Annotated in this window: 19 protein-coding genes; 8 read left to right on the top strand and 11 right to left on the bottom strand. The window is 71.8% G+C overall.

Going from position 1 to position 21,439, the window contains the following annotated elements:
• The first annotated feature begins 41 nt into the window (after positions 1-41).
• Complete coding sequence (locus ACZ45E_RS14380; protein WP_468220524.1) at positions 42-1,661, top strand: alpha/beta hydrolase; 1,620 nt, start codon at positions 42-44, stop codon at positions 1,659-1,661.
• A 100-nt stretch (positions 1,662-1,761) separates the two neighbouring features.
• On the opposite strand, the gene moeZ is transcribed toward ACZ45E_RS14380, so the two are convergent.
• The 7 genes from moeZ to ACZ45E_RS14345 form a co-directional block, all read right to left on the bottom strand.
• Entirely contained in the window at positions 1,762-2,940 is a 1,179-nt protein-coding gene (gene moeZ, locus ACZ45E_RS14375; protein ID WP_468220522.1) for an adenylyltransferase/sulfurtransferase MoeZ, read from the bottom strand.
• A 63-nt stretch (positions 2,941-3,003) separates the two neighbouring features.
• Complete coding sequence (locus ACZ45E_RS14370; RefSeq protein ID WP_468220520.1) at positions 3,004-3,753, bottom strand: spherulation-specific family 4 protein; 750 nt, start codon at positions 3,751-3,753, stop codon at positions 3,004-3,006.
• Entirely contained in the window at positions 3,741-4,712 is a 972-nt protein-coding gene (locus ACZ45E_RS14365; RefSeq protein WP_468220517.1) for an NAD-dependent epimerase/dehydratase family protein, read from the bottom strand. The genes ACZ45E_RS14370 and ACZ45E_RS14365 overlap by 13 nt, the downstream gene beginning before the upstream one ends.
• A gap of 253 nt (positions 4,713-4,965) precedes the next feature.
• The gene (locus ACZ45E_RS14360) at positions 4,966-6,324 is read right to left on the bottom strand and encodes a hypothetical protein (RefSeq protein WP_468220515.1); all 1,359 of its coding nucleotides are present in this window, start codon (positions 6,322-6,324) and stop codon (positions 4,966-4,968) included.
• Positions 6,321-8,348 carry a DUF3492 domain-containing protein gene (locus ACZ45E_RS14355; protein ID WP_468220513.1) on the bottom strand — a complete coding sequence of 676 codons (2,028 nt, stop codon included), beginning with the start codon at positions 8,346-8,348 and terminating at the stop codon, positions 6,321-6,323. Before ACZ45E_RS14355 ends, ACZ45E_RS14360 begins: the two co-directional genes overlap by 4 nt.
• 284 nt (positions 8,349-8,632) lie before the next feature.
• Complete coding sequence (locus tag ACZ45E_RS14350) at positions 8,633-10,066, bottom strand: DUF3152 domain-containing protein (RefSeq protein ID WP_468220510.1); 1,434 nt, start codon at positions 10,064-10,066, stop codon at positions 8,633-8,635.
• A gap of 131 nt (positions 10,067-10,197) precedes the next feature.
• Positions 10,198-11,310 carry an alpha/beta fold hydrolase gene (locus ACZ45E_RS14345; protein WP_468220508.1) on the bottom strand — a complete coding sequence of 371 codons (1,113 nt, stop codon included), beginning with the start codon at positions 11,308-11,310 and terminating at the stop codon, positions 10,198-10,200.
• Positions 11,311-11,524: 214 nt separating this feature from the next.
• Between ACZ45E_RS14345 and ACZ45E_RS14340 the strand changes: the two genes are divergently transcribed.
• From ACZ45E_RS14340 to ACZ45E_RS14325, 4 genes are all read left to right on the top strand, one after another.
• Positions 11,525-11,743, top strand: coding sequence for a hypothetical protein (locus ACZ45E_RS14340; protein WP_468220506.1), 219 nt, complete (start codon positions 11,525-11,527; stop codon positions 11,741-11,743).
• 183 nt (positions 11,744-11,926) lie between these two features.
• Entirely contained in the window at positions 11,927-12,568 is a 642-nt protein-coding gene (locus ACZ45E_RS14335) for a TetR/AcrR family transcriptional regulator (protein ID WP_356492286.1), read from the top strand.
• A 156-nt stretch (positions 12,569-12,724) separates the two neighbouring features.
• On the top strand, positions 12,725-12,952 hold the full coding sequence (locus ACZ45E_RS14330) for a DUF3107 domain-containing protein (protein ID WP_399058959.1): 228 nt from the start codon (positions 12,725-12,727) through the stop codon (positions 12,950-12,952).
• Positions 12,953-13,141: 189 nt separating this feature from the next.
• Positions 13,142-13,414 carry a hypothetical protein gene (locus ACZ45E_RS14325; protein WP_468220503.1) on the top strand — a complete coding sequence of 91 codons (273 nt, stop codon included), beginning with the start codon at positions 13,142-13,144 and terminating at the stop codon, positions 13,412-13,414.
• A gap of 110 nt (positions 13,415-13,524) precedes the next feature.
• Here ACZ45E_RS14325 and ACZ45E_RS14320 read toward each other — a convergent pair whose 3' ends face one another.
• Entirely contained in the window at positions 13,525-14,271 is a 747-nt protein-coding gene (locus tag ACZ45E_RS14320; RefSeq protein ID WP_468220501.1) for a ferritin-like fold-containing protein, read from the bottom strand.
• A gap of 512 nt (positions 14,272-14,783) precedes the next feature.
• Between ACZ45E_RS14320 and ACZ45E_RS14315 the strand changes: the two genes are divergently transcribed.
• Together ACZ45E_RS14315 and ACZ45E_RS14310 are read left to right on the top strand one after the other, a co-directional pair.
• Complete coding sequence (locus ACZ45E_RS14315; protein ID WP_468220500.1) at positions 14,784-17,222, top strand: DEAD/DEAH box helicase; 2,439 nt, start codon at positions 14,784-14,786, stop codon at positions 17,220-17,222.
• A 100-nt stretch (positions 17,223-17,322) separates the two neighbouring features.
• Positions 17,323-18,186: an alpha/beta fold hydrolase gene (locus ACZ45E_RS14310; protein WP_468220498.1), complete on the top strand. Its 864-nt coding sequence runs from the start codon at positions 17,323-17,325 to the stop codon at positions 18,184-18,186.
• A gap of 111 nt (positions 18,187-18,297) precedes the next feature.
• On the opposite strand, the gene ACZ45E_RS14305 is transcribed toward ACZ45E_RS14310, so the two are convergent.
• Positions 18,298-19,209, bottom strand: coding sequence for an NYN domain-containing protein (locus ACZ45E_RS14305; RefSeq protein ID WP_468220496.1), 912 nt, complete (start codon positions 19,207-19,209; stop codon positions 18,298-18,300).
• A gap of 271 nt (positions 19,210-19,480) precedes the next feature.
• Between ACZ45E_RS14305 and ACZ45E_RS14300 the strand changes: the two genes are divergently transcribed.
• Positions 19,481-19,633, top strand: coding sequence for a hypothetical protein (locus tag ACZ45E_RS14300; RefSeq protein WP_181512666.1), 153 nt, complete (start codon positions 19,481-19,483; stop codon positions 19,631-19,633).
• 102 nt (positions 19,634-19,735) lie between these two features.
• Here the strand turns inward: ACZ45E_RS14300 and ACZ45E_RS14295 are convergent, their stop codons facing one another.
• Positions 19,736-20,341 (bottom strand): MarC family protein, encoded by a 606-nt coding sequence (locus ACZ45E_RS14295; protein WP_468220494.1) that lies wholly within the window; start codon positions 20,339-20,341, stop codon positions 19,736-19,738.
• A 138-nt stretch (positions 20,342-20,479) separates the two neighbouring features.
• Entirely contained in the window at positions 20,480-21,361 is an 882-nt protein-coding gene (locus ACZ45E_RS14290; protein WP_468220779.1) for a PHP domain-containing protein, read from the bottom strand.
• Between the last annotated feature and the right edge of the window lie 78 nt (positions 21,362-21,439).

The following is a 21,439-nucleotide window of genomic DNA, read 5'->3' as shown; positions in this document are numbered from 1 at the left end:
CTGACTGTCTCCCGAACGGGGGCGGTTGAGGGGGAGGTGCCATGGCACCGAAGGCTTCGCGTGCTCGCTCAGGCGCACGCACACGTGCGGGAACAGGGGTCCGCACACTCGCGCTGACGGTGGCCGTCGTGCTCGCGACCGGTCTGGCCACGGGCTGCAGCGGTTCGGGGGGAGGCGATGGGGGCGATCCGAAACCGTCGTCGGACGGCGCCTCGCGATCCGCCGCCGCCGGCAAGCCGCGCACGGCCGCGCCGCCCCGGCTCCCTTCCTCCCTCACGACCCAGCGTCTCGACTGGGGCCGGTGCCGGGCGTCCGCGAGCGCGCCCGCGCCCGGATCCGACTGGCAGTGCGCGACACTCAAGGCCCCGCTCGATTACGCGAAGCCGGACGGGCCGACCATCGGCCTCGCGCTCATCCGCGCCCGGGCCCGGGGCGACGGGGACGACCGGATCGGCTCCCTGCTGTTCAACTTCGGCGGTCCGGGCAGCTCCGGTGTCGCCCTGCTGCCGGCCTTCGCCCCGCAGTACGCGAAGTTGCGCGAGCGCTACGACCTGGTGGGCTTCGACCCGCGGGGGGTCTCGGCGAGCGAGGGCGTGCGCTGTCGCAGCGACAAGGACACACAGGCCGCGGAAGCCCTGGACCTCACGCCCGACACCGCGGCGGAGGAGAACGCCTACCTCAAGGACGCCACCGATTTCGGCAAGGGCTGCGAGAAGGCGGGTGAGCTGCTCAGCCATCTGTCGACCATCGAGGCGGCCCGTGACCTGGACCTGACGCGGCAAGCCCTCGGGGACGACGAGTTGCACTACATGGGCGTCTCCTACGGCACCGAACTCGGTGGGATCTACGCCCACTTGTTCCCCGCCAAGGCCGGCAAACTCGTTCTGGACGGGGTGATCGACCCGACGGCCGGGCGAGTCGGACAGGCCGAGAACCAGGCGCGTGGATTCCAGCGTGCCCTCGACAACTACTTCCGGTCCCGCGGCAAGGATCCGAAAGAGGGCTCGCGCGAGATCGTGGCGCTCCTGCAGCGGCTCGACAGGCGGCCGCTGCACACGGCGGGCGGCCGCGAGCTGAACGAGTCGCTCGCCACGACAGCCATGGCGGTCACCTTGTACAGCAAGGACAGTTGGCCTGCCCTGACGAGGAGCCTGCGTGACGCGGAGAAGGGCGACGGCACAGCGTTGCTGGCGCTCGCGGACGCCTACAACGACCGTGACGCGCGCGGGCATTACGGGACCGCGAGCCACTCGCAGCGTGCGATCTCCTGCCTCGACGACAGGGCGCGACCCACGACGGCACAGACGAAGGCGCGGCTGGCGAAGTTCCGTGCGGTCTCACCCGTCTTCGGGCCGTACATGGGCTGGGACACCGCGGGCTGGTGTCACGACTGGCCCGTGCCGGGGCAATGGGACGACCCGGACGTGAGCGCCCCGGGAGCGGCGCCGGTGCTGGTGGTGGGCAACACCGGTGATCCGGCGACTCCCTACGAGGGCGCGCGGCGCATGGCCGACGAACTGGGCAAGGGCGTCGGTGTCGAGCTGACCTGGAAGGGTGAAGGGCACGGGGCCTACGGCTCCGGCAGTTCCTGCGTCGACTCGACGGTCAACGCCTATCTGCTGGAGGGACGAATACCGCGCGACGGCAAGGTGTGCTCCTGACCGTGGACGGCTCCGGCGCGCAGCGGGTCCCCGACATGCCGGACGGGCCCCGCGCGCAGTGCGCGAGGCCCGTCCGGGAAGGTCACGGCCGAGTGATGGCTCAGTAGACCGGCTTGTCGGGCTCGATCTGGTGGACCCAGCCGATGACGCCGCCGCCGACGTGCACGGCGTCCGCGAAGCCCGCGGACTTCAGCACGGCGAGGACTTCCGCACTGCGGACACCCGTCTTGCAATGCAAGACGATCTTCTTGTCCTGCGGCAGGCCCTCCAGGGCGGTGCCCATGAGGAACTCGTTCTTGGGGATCAGCTTGGCGCCCGGGATGGAGACGATCTCGTACTCGTTCGGCTCGCGGACGTCGATGATCTCGATGCTCTCGCCCTCGTCGATCCACTCCTTGAGCTGCTTGGGAGTGATCGTCGCACCGGCCGCGGCTTCCTGCGCCTCCTCGGACACGACGCCGCAGAAGGCCTCGTAGTCGATGAGCTCGGTGACGGTCGGGTTCTCGCCGCAGACCGCGCAGTCGGGGTCCTTGCGGACCTTGACCTGCCGGTACTGCATCTCGAGAGCGTCGTAGATCATGAGGCGGCCGACCAGCGGGTCGCCGACACCGGCCAGGACCTTGATCGCCTCGGTCACCTGGATGGAGCCGATGGACGCGCACAGCACGCCCAGGACACCGCCCTCGGCGCAGGAGGGGACCATGCCGGGGGGCGGGGGCTCCGGGTAGAGGCAGCGGTAGCACGGCCCGTGCTCGGACCAGAAGACCGAGGCCTGGCCGTCGAAGCGGTAGATGGAACCCCACACGTAGGGCTTGTTGAGCAGGACGCACGCGTCGTTGACGAGGTAGCGCGTCGCAAAGTTGTCCGTGCCGTCGACGATCAGGTCGTACTGGCTGAAGATGTCCATCACGTTCTCGGCTTCGAGCCGCTCTTCGTGCAGGATCACGTTCACGTACGGGTTGATGCCGAGGACCGAGTCCTTCGCGGACGCCGCCTTGGACCGGCCGATGTCGGCCTGGCTGTGGATGATCTGACGCTGCAGGTTCGACTCGTCGACCTCGTCGAACTCCACGATGCCGAGCGTGCCCACGCCGGCCGCGGCCAGGTACATCAGGGCCGGCGACCCGAGGCCGCCGGCGCCCACACAGAGCACCTTGGCGTTCTTCAGCCGCTTCTGCCCGTCCATCCCGACATCCGGGATGATCAGGTGGCGGGAGTACCTGCGGACCTCGTCTACGGTGAGCTCAGCAGCTGGCTCGACCAGGGGTGGCAGCGACACGGGGACTCCGTTGGTCGGTTTCTACGTACGGTTGTTCTGCCTGCAACACTGCCACGCCCCCCTTCATTCCGAGACACCCGGTCCGATACGCGAGACGATCTCGTCCCAGTAGCCGGGCATCGACTCCCAGGGGTCCGTCGCACCGCCACGGTCCGTGTGATCCGTGAAGTAGATCGTGCCCGCGCCCTGCCAGCGCGCGATGCGCAGCGCCTCCTCGAGGTGGCCGCGCGGCATGCCGTGGACGAAGTGACAGAACCGCTCGGGCGGATAGTCGGCGGTCCACTCCGCGACCTGGGACCAGCGGTAGTCGCTCCAGGGACCGGAGAACGTGACCAATTGGTCGGCGGTCTCGGCGAATCCGGGATACGGGTGGGTGCCGTGGCCGAGCACGATGTACGCGTCGTCGACGAGCGCGCGCAGCGTCATGACGGTGCGCCGGACCTCGGCAAGCGCGGTCCGCTCCGTGGGACAGCGGTCGAGGCTGAAGCCGTCGACCTGGTACCAGTCGAGGAAGCGGTGGGCGTCCGAGACGAGTTCCCCGAAGGAGCGGGCGCCGTAGGTCATGTCGAGGTGGCCGAGGACGCGCACGCCCGCGTTGCGGAGGCGGCCCGCCGCCTCCAGGCAGTGTGGGTCGGGGCGGGCGCCCGGGCCGTCGGCGACGTTCAGGACGACCCAGTGCAACGGGGTCTCGGGCCGGGTGAGTTCGGCCCACTCGGCGGGAGCGACGAGGGGGTGCGCGAAGCCGGGGATGCCGAAGCCGAGGCGTACGTCGGTGCTCGACAGGCCGGTCGCGGTCGGAGTCAGATACGGCATGCCGCCTCCATCCAGATGTCGGCGAGGGACTCTTCGAGGTTGATGCGGGGACGCCAGCCGAGCCGGTCGCGGGCCGTGCGCACATCGGCCTGCTGCCAGCTGCCGCAGCCGTCGGGGTACGGGTACGCGGCGGCCACCGGCCCCTGCAACCCGTGGTCCGATTCGGAGCGGGGGTGGCCGACGGATTGCCGGAGCGCGACGGGCGGTGCGTCGAGTTCGTGGAGGGCGCCGCCGAACCCGGCCACCCTGGCGAGCACGGCGGCGGCGTCGCGCAGGCGGACGGCACGGCCGGAGCCGATGTTGATGACGCCCTGCGCGGCGGAGAGCGACGCGGCGTGCACGGCGCGCGCCACATCGCGTACGTCGATGAAGTCGCGCTGCGCGCCGAGGCCGCCGAGCTTGAGCTCGCCGTCGCCGGCCTGCATCGCGCGGCGCATGGCCTCGGCGAGCCGGCCGAGCGGGGATCCGGCGGGGGTGGCGGGTCCTGCGGGCGAGAAGACGCGCAGGACGACGGCGTCGAGGCCGGAGCCCAGGACGAGTTCGGTGGCGGCCAGTTTGCTGACGCCGTACGGGCCGCCGGGCCGGGGCACCGCATCCTCGGCGGTGGACGAGCCCGGCTGTGACGGGCCGTACTCGGCGCCGCAGCCGATCTGCACGAGGCGGGCGCCGCAGCCGCTGCGGCGCAGGGCCTCGCAGATGGTGGCGACGGCGACGGTGTTGTGCCGGGTGAGGTCGCGGGCGCCCCCACGGATGGCGCCGGCGCAGTTGATGACGACGCCGGGGTGGACGGCGTCCAGGAAGCGGGTGAGCGCGCCCGGGCTGCCGGTGGCGAGGTCGAAGCGGACGTCGGCGTCGTCGCCCCGGCCGAGCGCGGTGAGCTGCACGGCGGGGTCTGCCAGGAGTCTGTCGGCGACGAAGCGGCCGAGGTACCCGTTGGCTCCGATCAGCAGAACCCTCATCGGACGCCTCCCGGCTTCCGCGCTCCGCGCGCTGCGCGTCGTGCGCGCGAACCGTGGGGGTCGCACTGCCCGTGAGGTCCGGAGTATCCGGCGTATCCGGCGCCTCCGGGAGGAGGGGTGGTCATCTGGCGTTCTCCTTATGAATGGTGCCGTGAGTCGTCGGGTGTGCCCGCGGTGTCGGCCCCGCGGGAGGGAGGTCTTGCTGGTCATGCGGCAGGGGGTGCGGTGTGCTCGGCAGGAGGCTCCGCGATGGTCATGGCGCACCCTCTGCCGTCCGGTCGACGCCGGCGTGGGCGGAGGCCCGGGTCAGCGTGCGGAAGGCGTGGACGAGCAGCGCCAGCGCCGCGACACCGCAGGCGGCACCGGGTACGACGCCCGCGCCCAGGGCGCTGACGGCCGCCTCGACCGGCGCGCCGAGGACGTCGCAGCCGGGCAACCGCGCGGCGAAGACGGAGGCGACGGCCAAGGCTTCGGCACCGGCGGCGGCGCCGAGCACGACGGCGGGTGCGTGGGGGTGGCCATGCACAGCGAGGAGGCGGGCGAGCAGCAGCAGAACCCCCAGGGCTCCAGCTCCGGCGTGGTCGGCGCTCTGGTCGAGCAGTGCTCCGGTCAGGCCGAGCAGCGCGGCCAGGGCGAGAGCGAACAGGGCGACAGTGCTGAGGAGCAACGGCCGCGCGGAGGCGGCGAACTCGGCGAGTCCGCGGCTGGTGGCGAGTCGGCGGCGGGCCCCGGAGGTGTAGAGCCGGGCGCACCAGACCGCGGGTGCCACGGCGACGGTGAGGGCGAGGAGCGGTGCGGTCGCCGGGGGCCATGCCTCGTCGGGGCCGCCGGTCAGCGCCGCGTTCAGCAGGCCGTCGCCGAGAAGGGCGTAGGCGAGCAGCCACCAGACGCAGAGTCGGGTGGTGGGGGTGGCCGGGACGGTCCCGGCGCGCAGGGGCCCGCGTCGCAGGGTGGTCCGCAAGGTGGCGGCGACGGCCAGTGCGCCGCCGACGCCGATCGCCAACCGTGTGGCGCCGGAGGTGACGTGCACGGCGGGCAGGATCAGCGCGCAGACGGCGCCCGGAAGGAGGGCGAGCACGGCCCACGCACCGCGCACGCCGGTGGTGGTGGGTGCCGGGGCGACAGCGGGGGCGAGCGGTTCGTCCTGCCTGCCGTCGCGCGGGACGCGTGCGTACATCTCCTCGGCGAGCGAGAACACGTCCTTGTGGCGGAAGCGGGCGGCGGCCCGGTCGGTCACGCCGTGGGCCTCGAGCCCGGCGGCGATCTCCAGGGGGTCGACGGCGCGCTCGCACAGTTCGCGATGCCGGTGCATCAGGACCTTGACGGGGTCGGCGCCCGAGCGGCGCTGGGGGACCCCGGAGCGGCGGAGACGTTGGTCCACACCGGGCCTTGGGCCGCCCGCCGGCTCGGGAGTCGAGGAGGCTTCCAGGGCCGCACGGGCCTCCAGGGCCGCCCGGGTCGCAGGGGCCTCCAGGGCCTGGGCGGACTCCGTGCCCCAGGCCGGGGCGCTCAGGGGGACGCGCGGCGTGTCCGTTCCGACACCGGAGCCGTCGGCAGAGCCCATGCCGGAGCCGGCATCGGGGCCGGGCCTCGCAGTCTCGTACCGGTTCATGTCTCACCCTCCCTGCCGCCCTGCGTCACTCCGGCCAACTGCTCCCGCTCGCCGCCGACGCCGCCCGCGGCGCCCGTCTCCGTCGCGGCGGCCAACGCCCAGCTCGGGGTTCCCGTGCCACCGGTCCGTCCGGCGAGCCACGATCCGCCGACGTCACTCGTGGTCGCGGCTGTCCATCGCCCCGGCACATGGGCTTCGAGCGGGTGCGCGAACGGCAAGGGCTCACCGGAGCCGTCCACGGCGTCGCGGCGCACCGGGCAGTGCGAGACGATCTCCAGGTAAATGCTGTGAAATGCCGCGACGTTCTGCTCGACGGTGAAGAGCTCCAGGGCTCGCGCCCGGGCGGCCGCGCCGAGCCGTTCCCTGCGTTCGGAGTCGCGCAGCAGGGTCACGCACGCCTCGGCGAGCGCCCGTGGGTTGCGCGGCGGCACGACGAGGCCGGTGCCGCCGATGACCTCGACGACCGCGCCCACGTCGGTGGAGACAGTGGCGCGTCCGCAGAACATGGCCTCGACCAGGCTGATCGGGAAACCCTCGACGACACTGGAGAGGACGACCACGGCGCCGGCGCCGTAGACGTCGGCGAGGTCGGGTGCTTCGGGGCCGCCGAGCTCCTCGAAGGAGACCGGGTTCTCGCCGACGGCGTGGATCCCCGCGGCCTCGTCGGGGAAGAGCTGCGCGGCCAGAGCCTTGCAGTGACCGAGATATGTCTCGGCCTCGCGATCCACCGGCCGGTCCACCGACCGGTCCACCAACCGGTCTGCCGGGCGCCCCTGATCGACGCCGCGCGGGGCTTGCCCGGCCGGCATCGCCCCCACGATCCGCAGCCGCGCCTTCGGTTCCTCGCGACGGATCTCCGCGAACGCGTGCAGCAAGGAGATGAGGTCCTTGGAGGGGTCGATACGCCCGACCCAGACGAGTGTGCCCGGCTCCCCCGGCTCCTCGCGCTCGCCGACCTCCGCGAAGCGCGCGGCCTCCATGCCGGGGTGGACGGTACGCAGCTTGGCCCGGTCGGCGCCGCACCGTTCCTGCCAGCGCCGGGCGTGCGCGTTGCCCGGGGTGATCACGGCCGCCTGCCGGTAGACCTCGGCGGCGAGCAGCGCGTGGAAGGCGCCGCGCAGCGCGCGCACCGGCGTGCTCAACTCCGCGTCGCCCGCGGCGATGTAGCGGGCCCTGAGCTGGACCCCGTACTCCGTGACGAGCAGCGGGACGCCGAAGAACCGCTTGGCAATGAGGCCGGGCAGCGCGGCCGCCCCGCTCGATGTCGCATGGCACAGGTCGACGGAGCCGAGGCCGCCGCCCTCGACCCCGGCGGGGACGTCCTCGTACCAGTCGAGGGAGAGGGGGCGCAGTGCGCGCTCCAGGTATCCGGCGACGGCGAGCAGGTCGCGTACCCGGGCGGCGCGGGCGGCGGGCTGAGCGCCGGGCGCACGACAGGCGCGCTCCAGGATGCGTACAGCCGCCTCCGAGCGGAGAGCGCCCCCCAAGGCGCCTTCGTCGCGCGCGAGTTCGGCGAGGCCGTACAGCGCCCTGGCGAAACGGTCCGCCTCGCCGGTCGAACCGTCGACATCACGCGGCGCACCAGACTCGCCTGAGCTCCGGAAACCGACAGACCCGCCCGCACCGCTCGCACGATCCCGGCCCCGCGCGCCGCTCGCGCGATCCCGCTCCCCCGCACCGCTCGCGCTACGCACGCCGCCCGGCTCGCCGCCGGAGCCACGGACTATCGCTGTCGCGAGCTGCTCGTACAGGGAGGCGAATCGGCGCCGGGCCCGCCGGCCCAACGCGCCGCCGCGTGCGCCGTCGTCGCTTCCCGAACTCCCGTCCCAGATCGGCGCGGTGCGCACCTGAGTGACGTGCGGGGGCAGTTCGAGCCGGCCGGCCTCTTCCTGCTCCTGGCTGCGGCTGAGCGCGTAGAGGTCGAACTCGTGCTGCGCGAGCCCGCGCACGAGCCGGTCGCACCAGAGTCGGGCCTCACCGTTCGCATACGGATAGCCGCCCTCTGTCAACAGTCCGACGCGCACGAGTACACCCCCGCTCTCCCATGTGGGGAGCCGCCCTTGACCCGGCGGCTCGCAGCGGGACGAACGTATGCGGACATGCCGGTGGGGGGGGGGGGGGGGGGGGGGGGGGGGGGGGCGGGGGAGGGGGGGGGGGGGGGGGGGGGGGGGGGAAGAGGGGGGGGGGGGGGGGGGGGGGGCCCTTCCCCCCCCCCCCCCACCAGAAGGGGTGAACGGCCGTGACTTTCCCGTGCGCGCGACGTTCTGTCGCGCTAAGAGATCGAACCGCTACACAAAGCTACGGAGTGTCAACCCTTGGGAAAGACCCAGGGGTTGGGCTTGCAGGTGATGCCCTCGGAGCTCAGGAATTTGGTCTGCTGCTGCATGACGGGCGCCAGCGCGCCGTTCTGCGAACAGGTCACGTGGTTGTGGCCGAGCCGGTGGCCGACCTCGTGGTTGATGAGCATCTGCCGGTAGGGGTAGATGGCCTCGTCGTGGAGTACGTCGTCGTACGTCTTCGAGCCCTGCGCCCACCGATAGGCGTTGATCATCACTCGCTCGGTGGCGGCGGAGTCGCACGACACGTTGTCCTCGGTCGTGTCGAGTCCCGACTTGGCGCACCAGGTGGCGGTGGTCCCCGGGCTGGCGAGCGTGATCACGAACTGCGGTGTGCCCTTGGAGATCCGCTCGAAGGTGCGGGCGCCGTCATGGGCCCAACTCCGGTCGTCGTTCAGGGTTTTCTGTACCGCCTGCGCGAACAGTTCGCCGTCGAGTCCGAGCCCCTTCTCGACGTCGATGCGGTAGCGGAACTTCTCGCCGTGCCCCGGCGCCTTCTCGAACCCGGGGATCGCCCGGAAGTCCCCCGACCCCTTCAGATTCGCGGCCAGCGGGTACTTCTTGCTCATCTTCTGCGCGTACGTCGCCGGGGCGGCCTGTGCCGTCTTCGACGGGGCGGCCCGGTCGTCCGAGCGCGAGGCCGAGCCGTCCTGGACGCGGGCCCCGTCGGCGGCCTGCGCGTGCGCGTCATCCGCCGAGCCGCCGTCGTGGCCGGTGACCTGTCCGGCGACGACCACGGCGAGCACGGTGGTGACGGCCGCGGCGGCGATACCGGTGACGGTGAGGCCCTTGCCCCGCTTCTCCCGAGTGGCGTCGGGCACCGCCGGGGCCGGGCTCGCCGTCCGCGGCTCGACCGGAGGCGCGGGGGCCGGTACGGGGCCGGACGTCGACACTGATGCGGGCGTCGATGCGGATGCGGGATCCTCGTCGTGCCAGTCCGTCACAGCCGCGTACGGATCCCGGTGAGCACCCTTCTTGCCCTGGTGAGGGACCTTGTTCTCGTCCCGGCGGGGGTTCTTCCCACCGGAGCCGTCTTCGCCTCGGTCGCCCTTGCCGAGGTCACCGTGACCGAGAGCACCGTCACCGAGGACACCGTCACCGGGGTCGCCGTTGCCGAGGTCCACCTGGCCGAGGTCGCCCTTGTCGAAGGCCCCCTTGTCGAAGGCGTCGACATACTCCTGCCGGGGTCTCGGCCGCGGCACCAGCGCGGGACCGGCAGGTGCCGTGAACCCGTGCCCCGTGCTCTCGCGCCCCGAGGGTGCGCCCCAGCCGCCGCCCGACTCCCGCTGCTCGGGGTGGCCGCCGCGGACGCGCGGCGCTCCGGGCCCCGCCGGTGTGTGCGCGGCGGACGCCTCGCCCGGCGTCCTGCGCCGACGCCCCGTGCCCGGCCGTGCCTGGCCGGACACCGCGGGCGCTGTGGGTGCCGCGGGCGCTGTGGGTGCCGCGGGCGCTGTGGGTGCCGCGGGCGCTTCAGGTATGTCGGCGGTATCGCCGTTGGCTGCCGGTCCTCGGCGGCTGTGCCGTCCCACTCGCCGCCTCAGCTCCCCTGCTCAGTAGTGCTTTCGATCGTGCTTCCGGCCGTACGACCGGAGCCGCGTCCGCTCATGGTCGCGGAAGTCGTTCCGCTCATGATCTCAGGGGCGCTCCCGGTGGCCGCCGCCGGTCCCCCGAGAGCGCGCTGCCCGTTCAACGCCTCGATGTCGGCGACAAGTTCCCGGAAGGCCGTCGCCACTCGCTCCGGGTATTCCATCATCGCGACGTGCCCCGCGTCCGGCAGCGTGAGGAGGCGCGAGTCCCGGAAGGTGCGCGCCGCGCGCGCCGCCATCCGGTAGGAGACCAGCAGATCGCGCCCTCCATAGACGAGCAGCGTCGGCGCGAGCACCCGCTCGGCCTGGCGCCACAGCCCGTGCTGACCGCCGAGCGTGTAGGCGTTCACCACGCCGCGCGCGGAGCGGGCCATGGCGTCCCAGAAGTACGGGAGTTGCAGTCGGCGCTCCATCTCCTCGACGGCGGCGCGGAAACCCTCGGGGGTGACCCGGCCCGGATCGCCGTAGCAGAGGCCGGTGACGCCGCGTACTCGCTGCTCCGGCGTCCACTCCTTCGTCAGGCGTGTGAAGAGCGCGGCGATGCCGGGCACCGCGAGCAGTCCGGTCGGCAGCGCTGTGCGCTGCACCCGCAGCTCGGGCAGGGCGGGCGACACCAGCGTCAACGTCCGTACGAGGTCGGGCCGGACGGCGGCGACGCGCGTGCTGACCGCGCCGCCCAGCGAGTTCCCGAAGAGGTGGACGGGCCCGCGGCCGCGTGCGTCGAGAAAACGGATGACCGCGCGCGCGTGCCCGGTCACCGAGTAGTCGCCGTCGTCCGGCGGCGGCGAGTCGCCGAAGCCGGGCAGGTCGACGGCCTCGCCGTCCACGCTCTCTTCGAGCAGCGACATCAGCGCCGACCAGTTCTGCGAGGAGCCGCCGAGCCCGTGGACGTACAGCGCGGGCGGCAGCCCCTCCCGCGTGCCCGGCCGCGACCGGACCGACAGCGTGCGTCCGGGAAGTCCGACCGAGCGGAGACGCTCCCCCTCCGCGACCTTGACGGTGCCCGGCTTGGGCACCGCGGCGGCGATGACTGGAGGCACACGCGGCGCATCGGTCGAAGACATGCGGCTTATGTTACGAGACGATCACGCAGTGGTTCATGTGTTCGCCGTCACAGACAGCGCACAGCTCTACCCAAAGCTCAAAGGCGGAGCTCACGGGTCCACGCACCCAGGAGTTTTTTCGCCGGGAGATCACATCGCGCCCTGATCGCGTGTCTCCTACGCTCGATTAAGGGCACCCGCCCACACACGAAACAGGTGAGCAAGGGAGCCATTCATGACAGTCGACCCCAGCGATCCCGAGACGTTCGAGGCGAGCGACCCCCAGGAGATCGACCTGGAGGCCCCGGAGGCGGACGCCGCCGAGCAGCTCACGGAGGTCTCCCCCGGTCAGGACGACGTGCCCGTGGAGGTGGCCGACCCGGACGGGGCCGACGCGGCGGACCGGGCGGAACAGGCGAGGGTCGTCGAGATCGACGAGGACGACTACCGGTGACGGCGACGACTTTCCCGACGGGCGCGGCAGTATGCGCCGCTTTGCGTACGTAGGGGCGCCGCGTGCGGCTTTCCCAGTCGTCCGGTCCGTGAAATTCTGCGCTCGCACCGCGCACATCACGGTTACCCAAAAGTACGATGACGGCGCGGCGCACACCGCGCACAGACGATTTTGGGAGGCGGCGTGACAGCCATCGAGCAGACGGAGGCAGCGCGCCCCAAGGGCACGCGCCTGCCGCGCCGGGCCCGACGCAACCAGCTCCTGGGCGCGGCCCAGGAAGTTTTTGTCGCGCAGGGGTACCACGCGGCCGCGATGGACGACATCGCCGAACGGGCCGGGGTCAGCAAGCCGGTGCTCTACCAGCACTTCCCGGGCAAGCTCGACCTCTACCTGGCCCTGCTCGACCAGCACTGCGAATCACTGTTGCAGTCGGTCCGCACGGCCCTCGCTTCCACGACGGACAACAAGCAGCGCGTCGCGGCGACCATGGACGCCTACTTCGCGTACGTGCAGGACGACGGCGGCGCGTTCCGGCTGGTCTTCGAGTCGGACCTGACGAACGAGCCGGCGGTGCGCGAGCGGGTCGACCGGGTCAGCCTGCAGTGCGCCGAGGCCATCTCCGACGTGATCGCCGAGGACACGGGCCTGTCGAAGGACGAGTCGATGCTGCTGGCCGTGGGCCTGGGCGGCGTCTCTCAGGTGGTCGCGCGGTACTGGCTCTCCAGCGCGAGCCCGGTCGAGCGTGACAAGGCCGTCCAGTTGTTGACGTCACTGGCCTGGCGGGGCATCGCGGGGTTCCCCCTGCATGGCGCGGACCAGCACTGAGCGCCTCTGAACCGGCCTCCGCGTACTGCTCCCGTCCCGTTGTTCGCTCTTGGCGTGCAACCGGGGCACCAGGCGCCCCACCTCAGCGGGCTAGTGTTTGCTGCGTACGGCGCGCGGTCGTCCGCGCACATCACGGATCGTCGGAGGGACAAGGCCGTGGAGGTCAAGATCGGCGTGCTGCACACGCCCCGCGAGATCGTTCTGGAGAGCGGCCAGTCCGCCGAGGAGGTCGAGAGCGCGGTGTCCGAGGCGTTGTCCGGCAAGGCGCAGCTGCTCTCCCTGACGGATGAGAAGGGCCGCAAGGTGCTGGTGCCGGCGGAGCGCCTCGCCTATGTGGAGATCGGCGAGCCATCGGTGCGCAAGGTGGGCTTCGGCCCGCTGTAGCCAGTACCAGGAGCGCCAGAGGCGCCAGAAGTAAGTGGAAGGGCCTGACGGCACCATGCCGTCAGGCCCTTCCGGCGTTCACAAGGTGAGCACAGCGAATGCACACAGGGAGGGTTGTGTTCCGGGGGGCGGGGGTACACCGGCTAGTACCGATTTGCACCAACTGGCCGCGCGGGAGGGACCCTCACCATGCTTCTTGAATCTCTCGGCTCCGCACTGCTCGGCCTGGCCCTCGCATGGGCTGCAGGCTTGCGTATGCCGCACCGTCTTCCGTCGCGCACCCTTGTGCTGCCGACCGGAATCGCGGGCGCTCTCTTCGGGGCGTTCGTCACCCACAGCGCGCTGGGCGCGGGCCACGTGCTCGCCACGCTCCTCGGCGCCCTCGTCCTCTCCGCGGCCCTGCTGTCGCTGTTGCTCCGCCCCACCCGGGGCCGAGCGCACCGCTTGAGCCCCAACGCCTGAGCCCTGAGCCGGGCCCGATGACGTAGGTCCCGCGACGAGGTGCGCCCGGCCGCGGCGATCGGCCACAGCAGTCGGCCGGTCACCGCGGTCACCAGGCCGCAGAAGTAGGTCTAGGCAGCGAGTCCCAGGGCCGCCATGCGCTTCGTGTGGGCCTCGGTGATCCGCGAGAACATCCTGCCCACCTCGGCCAGGTCGAAGCCGTCGGCCACGCCTCCGACCAGCATCGTCGACAGGGCGTCGCGGTCCGCGACCACCCGCTGCGACTGCGACAGGGCCTCGCCCATCAGCCGTCGCGCCCACAGGGCGAGCCGGCCGCCCACGCGCGGCTCCGCGTCGATCGCCGCCCGCACCTTCTCCACGGCGAACGAGGCGTGCCCCGTGTCGTCGAGCACGGCGAGCACCAGGGAGCGGGTGTCGGAGTCGAGGCGGGCCGCGACCTCCCGGTAGAAGTCACTGGCGATCGAGTCGCCGACGTACGCCTTGACCAGGCCCTCCAGCCAGTCCGACGGGGCGGTCTGCTTGTGGAAGCCGTCGAGGGCGCCGACGAACGGGTCCATCGCCTCGGTGGGCTCCGCGCCGATCTCCGAGAGGCGGTTGCGCAACTGCTCGAAGTGGTGGAACTCGGCGGATGCCATCTTGGCCAGCTCCGCCTTGTCCCCCAGCGTCGGCGCCAGCTTCGCGTCCTCGGCCAGCCGCTCGAACGCTGCCAGCTCCCCGTACGCGAGGGCGCCGAGCAGGTCGACGACGGCGGCGCGGTAGTTCACGTCCGCGGATGCGGTGGCCCAGTCCTGGGCGGCGATACCGGTGAGGCCGGTGGTCGCTTCGTTGGACGGTGTGGCGTTGTCAGGCGTCTCCATGAGGCGCACAATAGCCCGCTCGCCGCCACCCGGAAGTCCCTGGTCAAGGAGTGTGACAACGACTACGTGACCAATTCGGCCATCGCACATGCGGGTTTCCGGGGTATGGTGGTAAAGAGCCCGCCGAGTGCAAGCCCAAGTCATGGTGTTTGCGCGTACTTGCGACGGGCCGCACGAATGAGGATGCCCGGTCGGAGGCCCGATCGGCTCCGACCCGACAGCCCTCCAGCTGGTCCGTCACGCGACGTACGGCACGAGGAGGGGCCCTCAGCGGTACGAGCGCTCGAGCGTCGGCAGTGGTCCCGCGTCACCCGGTCCACCCGCACCCGCGGATCGAGACCGGCGTAACACCGGCACGGTCACGACCCCCGCGTTCGCCTCGCACCGCACCTCACAGAAGAGGCAGCACCCTGACTACGCAGACTTCCACTTTCCGGCAGCTCGGCATTCTCCCCGAGACCGCCGAGGCCCTCGAGGCCGTCGGCATCATCACCGCCTTCCCCATCCAGGAGATGACGCTCCCCGTAGCCCTTTCCGGCTCGGACGTCATCGGCCAGGCCAAGACCGGCACGGGCAAGACCCTCGGTTTCGGTCTGCCGATCCTGGAGCGCGTCACCGTCCCCGCGGACGTCGAGGCGGGCCGGGCCAAGCCCGAGCAGCTCACCGACGCCCCGCAGGCGCTCGTCGTCGTCCCCACCCGCGAGCTGTGCACGCAGGTGACCAATGACCTCCTGACCGCCGGCAAGGTCCGCAATGTGCGCGTCCTCGCCATATACGGCGGCCGTGCCTACGAGCCCCAGGTCGAGGCGCTCAAGAAGGGCGTCGACGTGATCGTCGGCACCCCGGGCCGCCTTCTCGACCTCGCGGGCCAGAAGAAGCTCGACCTCTCGCACGTGAAGGTGCTCGTCCTCGACGAGGCCGACGAGATGCTCGACCTGGGCTTCCTGCCCGACGTCGAGAAGATCATCAACCATCTTCCGGCGAAGCGTCAGACGATGTTGTTCTCGGCGACCATGCCGGGCGCCGTCATCGGCCTCGCGCGCCGCTACATGTCGCAGCCCACGCACATCAGCGCCACCTCGCCCGACGACGAGGGCGCGACCGTGCGCAACACCACGCAGCACGTCTTCCGTGCGCACAACATGGACAAGCCCGAGATGGTCTCGCGCATCCTGCAGGCCGACGGCCGCGGACTCACGATGATCTTCTGCCGGACGAAGCGGACCGCCGCCGACATCGCGGAGCAGCTGCAAAAGCGCGGCTTCGCCTCCGGCGCCGTCCACGGCGACCTGGGGCAGGGCGCGCGTGAGCAGGCGCTGCGCGCGTTCCGCAACGGCAAGGTGGACGTGCTCGTCTGCACGGACGTCGCCGCGCGCGGTATCGACGTCGACGACGTCACGCACGTCATCAACTACCAGACGCCGGAGGACGAGAAGACGTACCTCCACCGCATCGGCCGGACCGGCCGCGCGGGCAAGAAGGGCATCGCGGTCACGCTGGTCGACTGGGACGACATCCCGCGCTGGCAGCTGATCAACAAGGCGCTCGACCTGAAGTTCAACGACCCGGTCGAGACGTACTCCTCCTCGCCGCACCTGTACGAGCAGCTCAACATCCCGGCCGGCACCAAGGGGGTGCTGCCGCGCGCGGAGCGCACGCGTGCCGGGCTCGGCGCCGAGGAGATCGAGGACCTGGGCGAGACCGGCGGCCGTGGCGCGTCGCCGCGCGGCCGTGGTGGCCGCCCTTCGCAGGACCGGGACCGCGACCGTGGCCGCCCCTCCCAGGACCGCGACCGTGGCCGGGACCGGGACCGCGGGCACGACCAGGAGCGGGAGCAGGACCGTACCGCGCGTACGCCGCGTCGCCGTCGTCGCACCCGTAATGGCGAGCCGGTCGCCGCGGAGACCACGGCCACGACCGCCGCGACGACCATGCCCGGTACGCCGGTCACGCCCGCCGTGGAGGACGCCTCCGAGCCGCGGACGCCGCGTCGTCGGCGCCGTACGCGCGGTGCGGCGCAGGCCGCGCCTGCCGCGCAGGTCGCTCCGGCCGCCGAAGCCGTCGCCGCGTCGGTCAGGTCGGCCGAGACCGTCCTGGCACCGGTCAACGAGTCGGCCGTCGAGGCGACGCCCGCGGTAGAGGCTCCGGCCGCTCCGCGTCGGCGTACGCGCAAGAAGGCCGAGGCCGTCGTCGAGTCGGTCGAGGCCGTCGTGCCGGTGACCGAGAGCGTCGAGGACGAGGCCCCCGCGAAGCCGCGTCGGCGTACGCGCAAGAAGGCGGAGGCCGTTGAAGCGGTCGAGGCCGTCGCACCGGTCGCGGAGAGCGTCGAGGCGGAAGCCCCGGCAAGGCCGCGTCGTACGCGCAAGAAGGCGGAGGTCGCCGTCGACACGGCGGAGGCCGTCGAGGCGAAGCCGGCCCGGACGCGCAAGAAGGCTGTCGCGCCTGTGGAGACCGCCGCGAACACCGTCGCGGACACCGCCGTCGCCACGGCCGAGACGTCCGAGACCAAGCCGAAGCGCACCCGTAAGAAGGCTGTCGCCCCGGTCGAGACGGCCGCGGAAGCCGCCGTCGACACCGCCGAGACGAAGCCGAAGCGCACGCGCAAGAAGGCCGTCGCCCCGGTGGAGACCGCTGCGGTAGCCGCCGTGGACACGGCCGAGGGCGTCGAGGCCAAGCCGAAGCGGACCCGTAAGAAGGCCGCCGCTCCGGTCGAGGCCGCTGTCGACACGGCCGAGGTCGCTGAGGTCAAGCCGAAGCGCACCCGTAAGAAGGCCGTCGCCCCGGTCGAGACCGCCGCGGAAGCCGCCGTCGACACCGCCGAGACGAAGCCGAAGCGCACGCGCAAGAAGGCCGTCGCCCCGGTCGAGGCCGCTGTCGACACGGCCGAGGTCGCTGAGGTCAAGCCCAAGCGCACCCGCAAGAAGGCCGTGGCCAAGGCCCCCGAGGCCTGATTCTCGCTGCGCTGAGAGGCCCGGGTCCCGCATTGCGGGGCCCGGGCCTTCGCCGTGGCCCCCTCGGGCGCCGGGTCACCGGGCCGCGTAGCCTCGGCGCATGAGCAGGCCCCCGACCTTCACCCCACCGCCCGGCACTCGTGCCGAAGTCCTGCGTACCGCCAGAGGCGATTTCGCCGCGCTCGTCGGTGAGCCGGAGTCCGGCCCCGTGCGGGGCACCGCGCTGTTGTTGCCGGGGTTCACCGGGAGCAAGGAGGACTTCATCGCGCTGCACGGGCCGTTGAGCGCGGCCGGGTACCGCAGCGTCGCCGTCGACGGGCGCGGGCAGTACGAGACGTCGGGCCCCCGGGACGACGAACGCCCCTACGCGCAGAAGGAGTTGGCGCGGGATGTGCTGGCGCAGGCCGCGGTGCTCGGCCCGGCGAAAGTGCATCTGCTCGGGCACTCGCTCGGCGGGCTTGTCGCGCGCGCGGCGGTCATCGCGGACCCGGCCCCCTTCGCCTCGCTGACGCTGATGGCCTCGGGCCCTGCGGCGGTCGCCCCTCTTCAGCAGCAGCGCGTCGCCATGCTTCGGGACGCGCTCGGCGCGTTCGAGATGGCGCAGGTGTGGGAGGCCATGCAGGCGCTGGAGGCAGCCGAGGACGTCGTGGACGTGCGGGGCGAGGAGGAAGCGCTGCGGCAGCGCTGGCTGAGCAACAGCCCGGCTCAACTCATCGCCACCGGGAGGCAGTTGTGCGGTGAGCCCGACCGGGTCGACGAGCTGGCCGCGGTCGCGCCGCCGGTGCACGTCCTCTCCGGGGAGCGGGACGAGGCGTGGCCCGTGCCGTGGCTCGACGAGATGGCGCGGCGCCTGGCGGCCGAGCGCACGGTGATCGCCGGCGCGGAGCACTCCCCCAACACCGACCGCCCCGACGAGACCGCCGCGGCGCTCATCGCCTTCTGGGACCGGCACCCGGCAGCCTGACCCGGCCCGGTCCGGTCCGGCCGCTGGACCCGTACTGGACCGACACTGGACCCGTACTGGACCGGCACTGAGCCCGCGCTGGAACCACCCTCGCGCCAGAACTGCCCGTTGCTAGAACTGCCCCTGCAAATGCGCCCAGAACCCGTCCCGCAGCGCCCGCCGCAGGTCGGACTGGCCGCGCAATGAGTACTGGAGCACGCGTTCCGCCTCGATCAGGAGCTCCTGGTCGACCGGCCCCGGCAGATAGGGGTGGCCGGGCAGCAGCTCGGCGTACGCCTCGCGCCCGCGCTCCCCGAGCCACTGCGCCGCGATCCGCGCCCCGGCGAAACGAACCTGCTCGCGGGTGGGGCGCGGCGCGTCCGTGTTCTCGTACGACGTGATGGCGCGGCGGGACACGTACGGCTTGAAGAATTCGAGGTCGAGGGTGCGCTGGCTGTCGACCTCCCAGAGGAGCGGCTCCGCCTGGTTGGGGCCGTCGGGGGTCTCGATGCCCCACAGGTGGACCCGGGCGCCGTAGCCCTGGGCCGCCTCGACGGCGGAGACCAGGTCCTCGTCGCCGCCGAGCAGGGCCGCGTCGCTGATGGCGCGGTGCCGGGCGAGGGACTCCAGGTCGCTGCGGATCAGGGAGTCGACGCCCTTCTGCTGGTTGTTCGCGTTGAGGTTGCCCAGGCGGACCTTGACGTCGGGCAGCGCGGCGATCGACTGCTGCTCGGCGGTGTGGATGCGGCGGCGCGCACCGTCGTACCAGTAGACGCGCAGCAGCCTGCTGTCCGCGAAGATCGTGCGGGCCCTGTCGATCAGCGCGTCGATGAGCCCTTCGGCGTCCAGGTCGAAGGAGCGGCGGTCCTCGGTGCCCGTGACGAGACGCCCCGCCGCGGCGTACAGGTACCCGGCGTCCACGAAGATCGCGTGCGTCGACGGCGTCTTGGCGACCTCGGCGAGCATCCGTCTGAGCAGGTCGTTGGTGACGTCGAGGCGGTCCCCGACAGCCGCGAGGGGGCTCTCCGCGTTGGTTTCGTTCATCGCCGCTCATTGTCCTGGTCGTCACGCCCCGTGCACAACCGGCCCCGCTACCCGCAAGTAATTAGCTTCTCGAAAAATTTCTTTAGCGTAGGGAATGTTTGCTGGGGGCAACTCGTTGTCCCCTACAGAACGCGGGGCACTCTAGTCACGCAATCCACTCTTAACGGTCGGGCAACCGCCTGGCCGTACAGCTGGTCGAGACTGGGGTTCCGGTCCCGACCAGCACCAGTAGTTCTCCTTCAGGAGGATCACCAGACGAAGGGAGAAGCCCTTGCGCTTCGAAATCATGCGACTCGACGACGTCGACGGCACCGCCGTGGACACCACCGTTGTGGACGCCGCCTCCGTCAACCGGATCGTTCAGCAGGCCGCCGCCATAGGGCAGCGCCTCTACATCCGCCCGGCCGAGTCGTCCGCCTCGTAACGGCGTAGCGACTCACACACTTCGAGGCCCCCGTACGCACGACGCGTACGGGGGCCTCATGTGTTCTCCGGGTCGCCGGGCCGGGGGCGGCACCGACCGGTGTCAGCTGTTCTGGATCACCTGGGTCACGCCGTTGATGATCTGCTGCACGGCGATCGCCGAGAGCATCATGCCCGCGAGCCGGGTCACCAGGACCACGCCGCCGTCCTTGATGATCCGGATGATCACCAGTGAGTAGCGCATCACGAGCCACAGGACCACGTGGATGGCGAGGATCGCCGTCCAGACGGAGAGCTGCGTGGTGACCGAGTGCGCCTTCTGGACCGCCAGGATCACGGAGACGATCGCGCCGGGCCCGGCGAGCAGGGGCATGCCGAGCGGGACGAGGGCGACGTTCACGTCCTTCGTCTGCTGGGGCTCGTCCGTCTTGCCGGTGAGCAGGTCGAGCGCGATCAGCAGGAGCAGCAGGCCGCCCGCGATCATCAGGGCCGGGACCGAGACGTGCAGGTAGTCGAGGATCTGATGGCCCAGGACGCCGAAGACGGCGATGACGCCGAAGGCGACGCACACCGCCTGGAAGGCCATGCGCTTCTGGACCTTGGCGGGGCGGCCCGCGGTTAGGGCGAGGAAGATCGGGGTGATTCCGGGGGGATCCATGATCACAAAAAGCGTGAGAAAAAGGGATCCGAAAACGGCGACGTCGAACACAGTGAGGGCTTGCCTTGCGGGAGTTGAGCGCGAGGGATCGCGCGAGCTGAGCGGGAGGAGGGGTCGTGCGGCGCGTACGAGGTGCGCAGGGCGCGCGGGGTGTACGGGGTGCGCCGGGCCTGCGAAGTGCGCGGACGGTCAGTCGAGGCGTCCGCCGGCGCCCGGCACCGGGAAGGCTCCCGTGGCGCGGCGCGTGATCTCCCCGTAGACCTCGGGGTCGGTCGTGTACTCGCCGAGCACACAGGTCTTGCGGCTGCCGTGGTAGTCCGACGAGCCGGTGGTGAGCAGGCCGAGATCGGCGGCCAGGCCGCGCAGCCGGTCCCGGGTCGCCGGGTCGTGGTCCATGTGGTCGACCTCGATGCCGTCGAGGCCGGCCGCGGCCAGCTCCGCGATGGCCGACTCGGGGACGGTCCTGCCGCGCTTGGCGGCGGCCGGGTGCGCGAAGACGGTGACCCCGCCGGCGGCCTTGACCAGGCGGATCGCCTCGAAGGGGTCGGTCTCGTGCTTCGCCACGTACGCGCGGGCGCCGTCGGCGAGCCACTCGGACGTGAAGGCGTCGGAGACGGTGGGCACGACGCCGAGCTCGACGAGCGCGGAGGCGATGTGCGGGCGGCCGACCGATCCGTCCCCGGCGATCCGGGCGACCTGGTCCCAGGTGACGGGGGCGCCGAGCTCGTTCAGCTTGGCGATCATGCCCTTGGCGCGCGGCACCCGGTCGTCGCGGACCAGCTCGCGCTCGGCGAGCAGATCGGGCTCCTCGGGGTCGAAGAGGTACGCCAGCATGTGCATGCTCACGCCGTCGAGGCGGCAGGAGAGTTCGGCGCCGGTGACGAGGGTCAGCCCTGCCGAGGGTCCGGAGAGCCCGGCGAGCGCGTCGAGCGCCTCGGCGTGGCCGCGGGTGGAGTCGTGGTCGGTGAGCGCCACGACGTCCAGACCTGCCGCGGCGGCGTTGCGCACCAGCTCGGCGGGGGTGTCCGTGCCGTCGGATGCGGTGGAGTGGGTGTGCAGGTCGATGCGCACAGCTGCGTACTCCAAGCTCGAACGGTCAGGACACGGCCCCCAGCCGGGCATCGACGTGACATCGGCACGGCGATCGAC

This window comes from Streptomyces sp. NPDC030991 (genome assembly GCF_055571235.1).
This window is presented reverse-complemented; position numbering and strand designations above follow the sequence as displayed.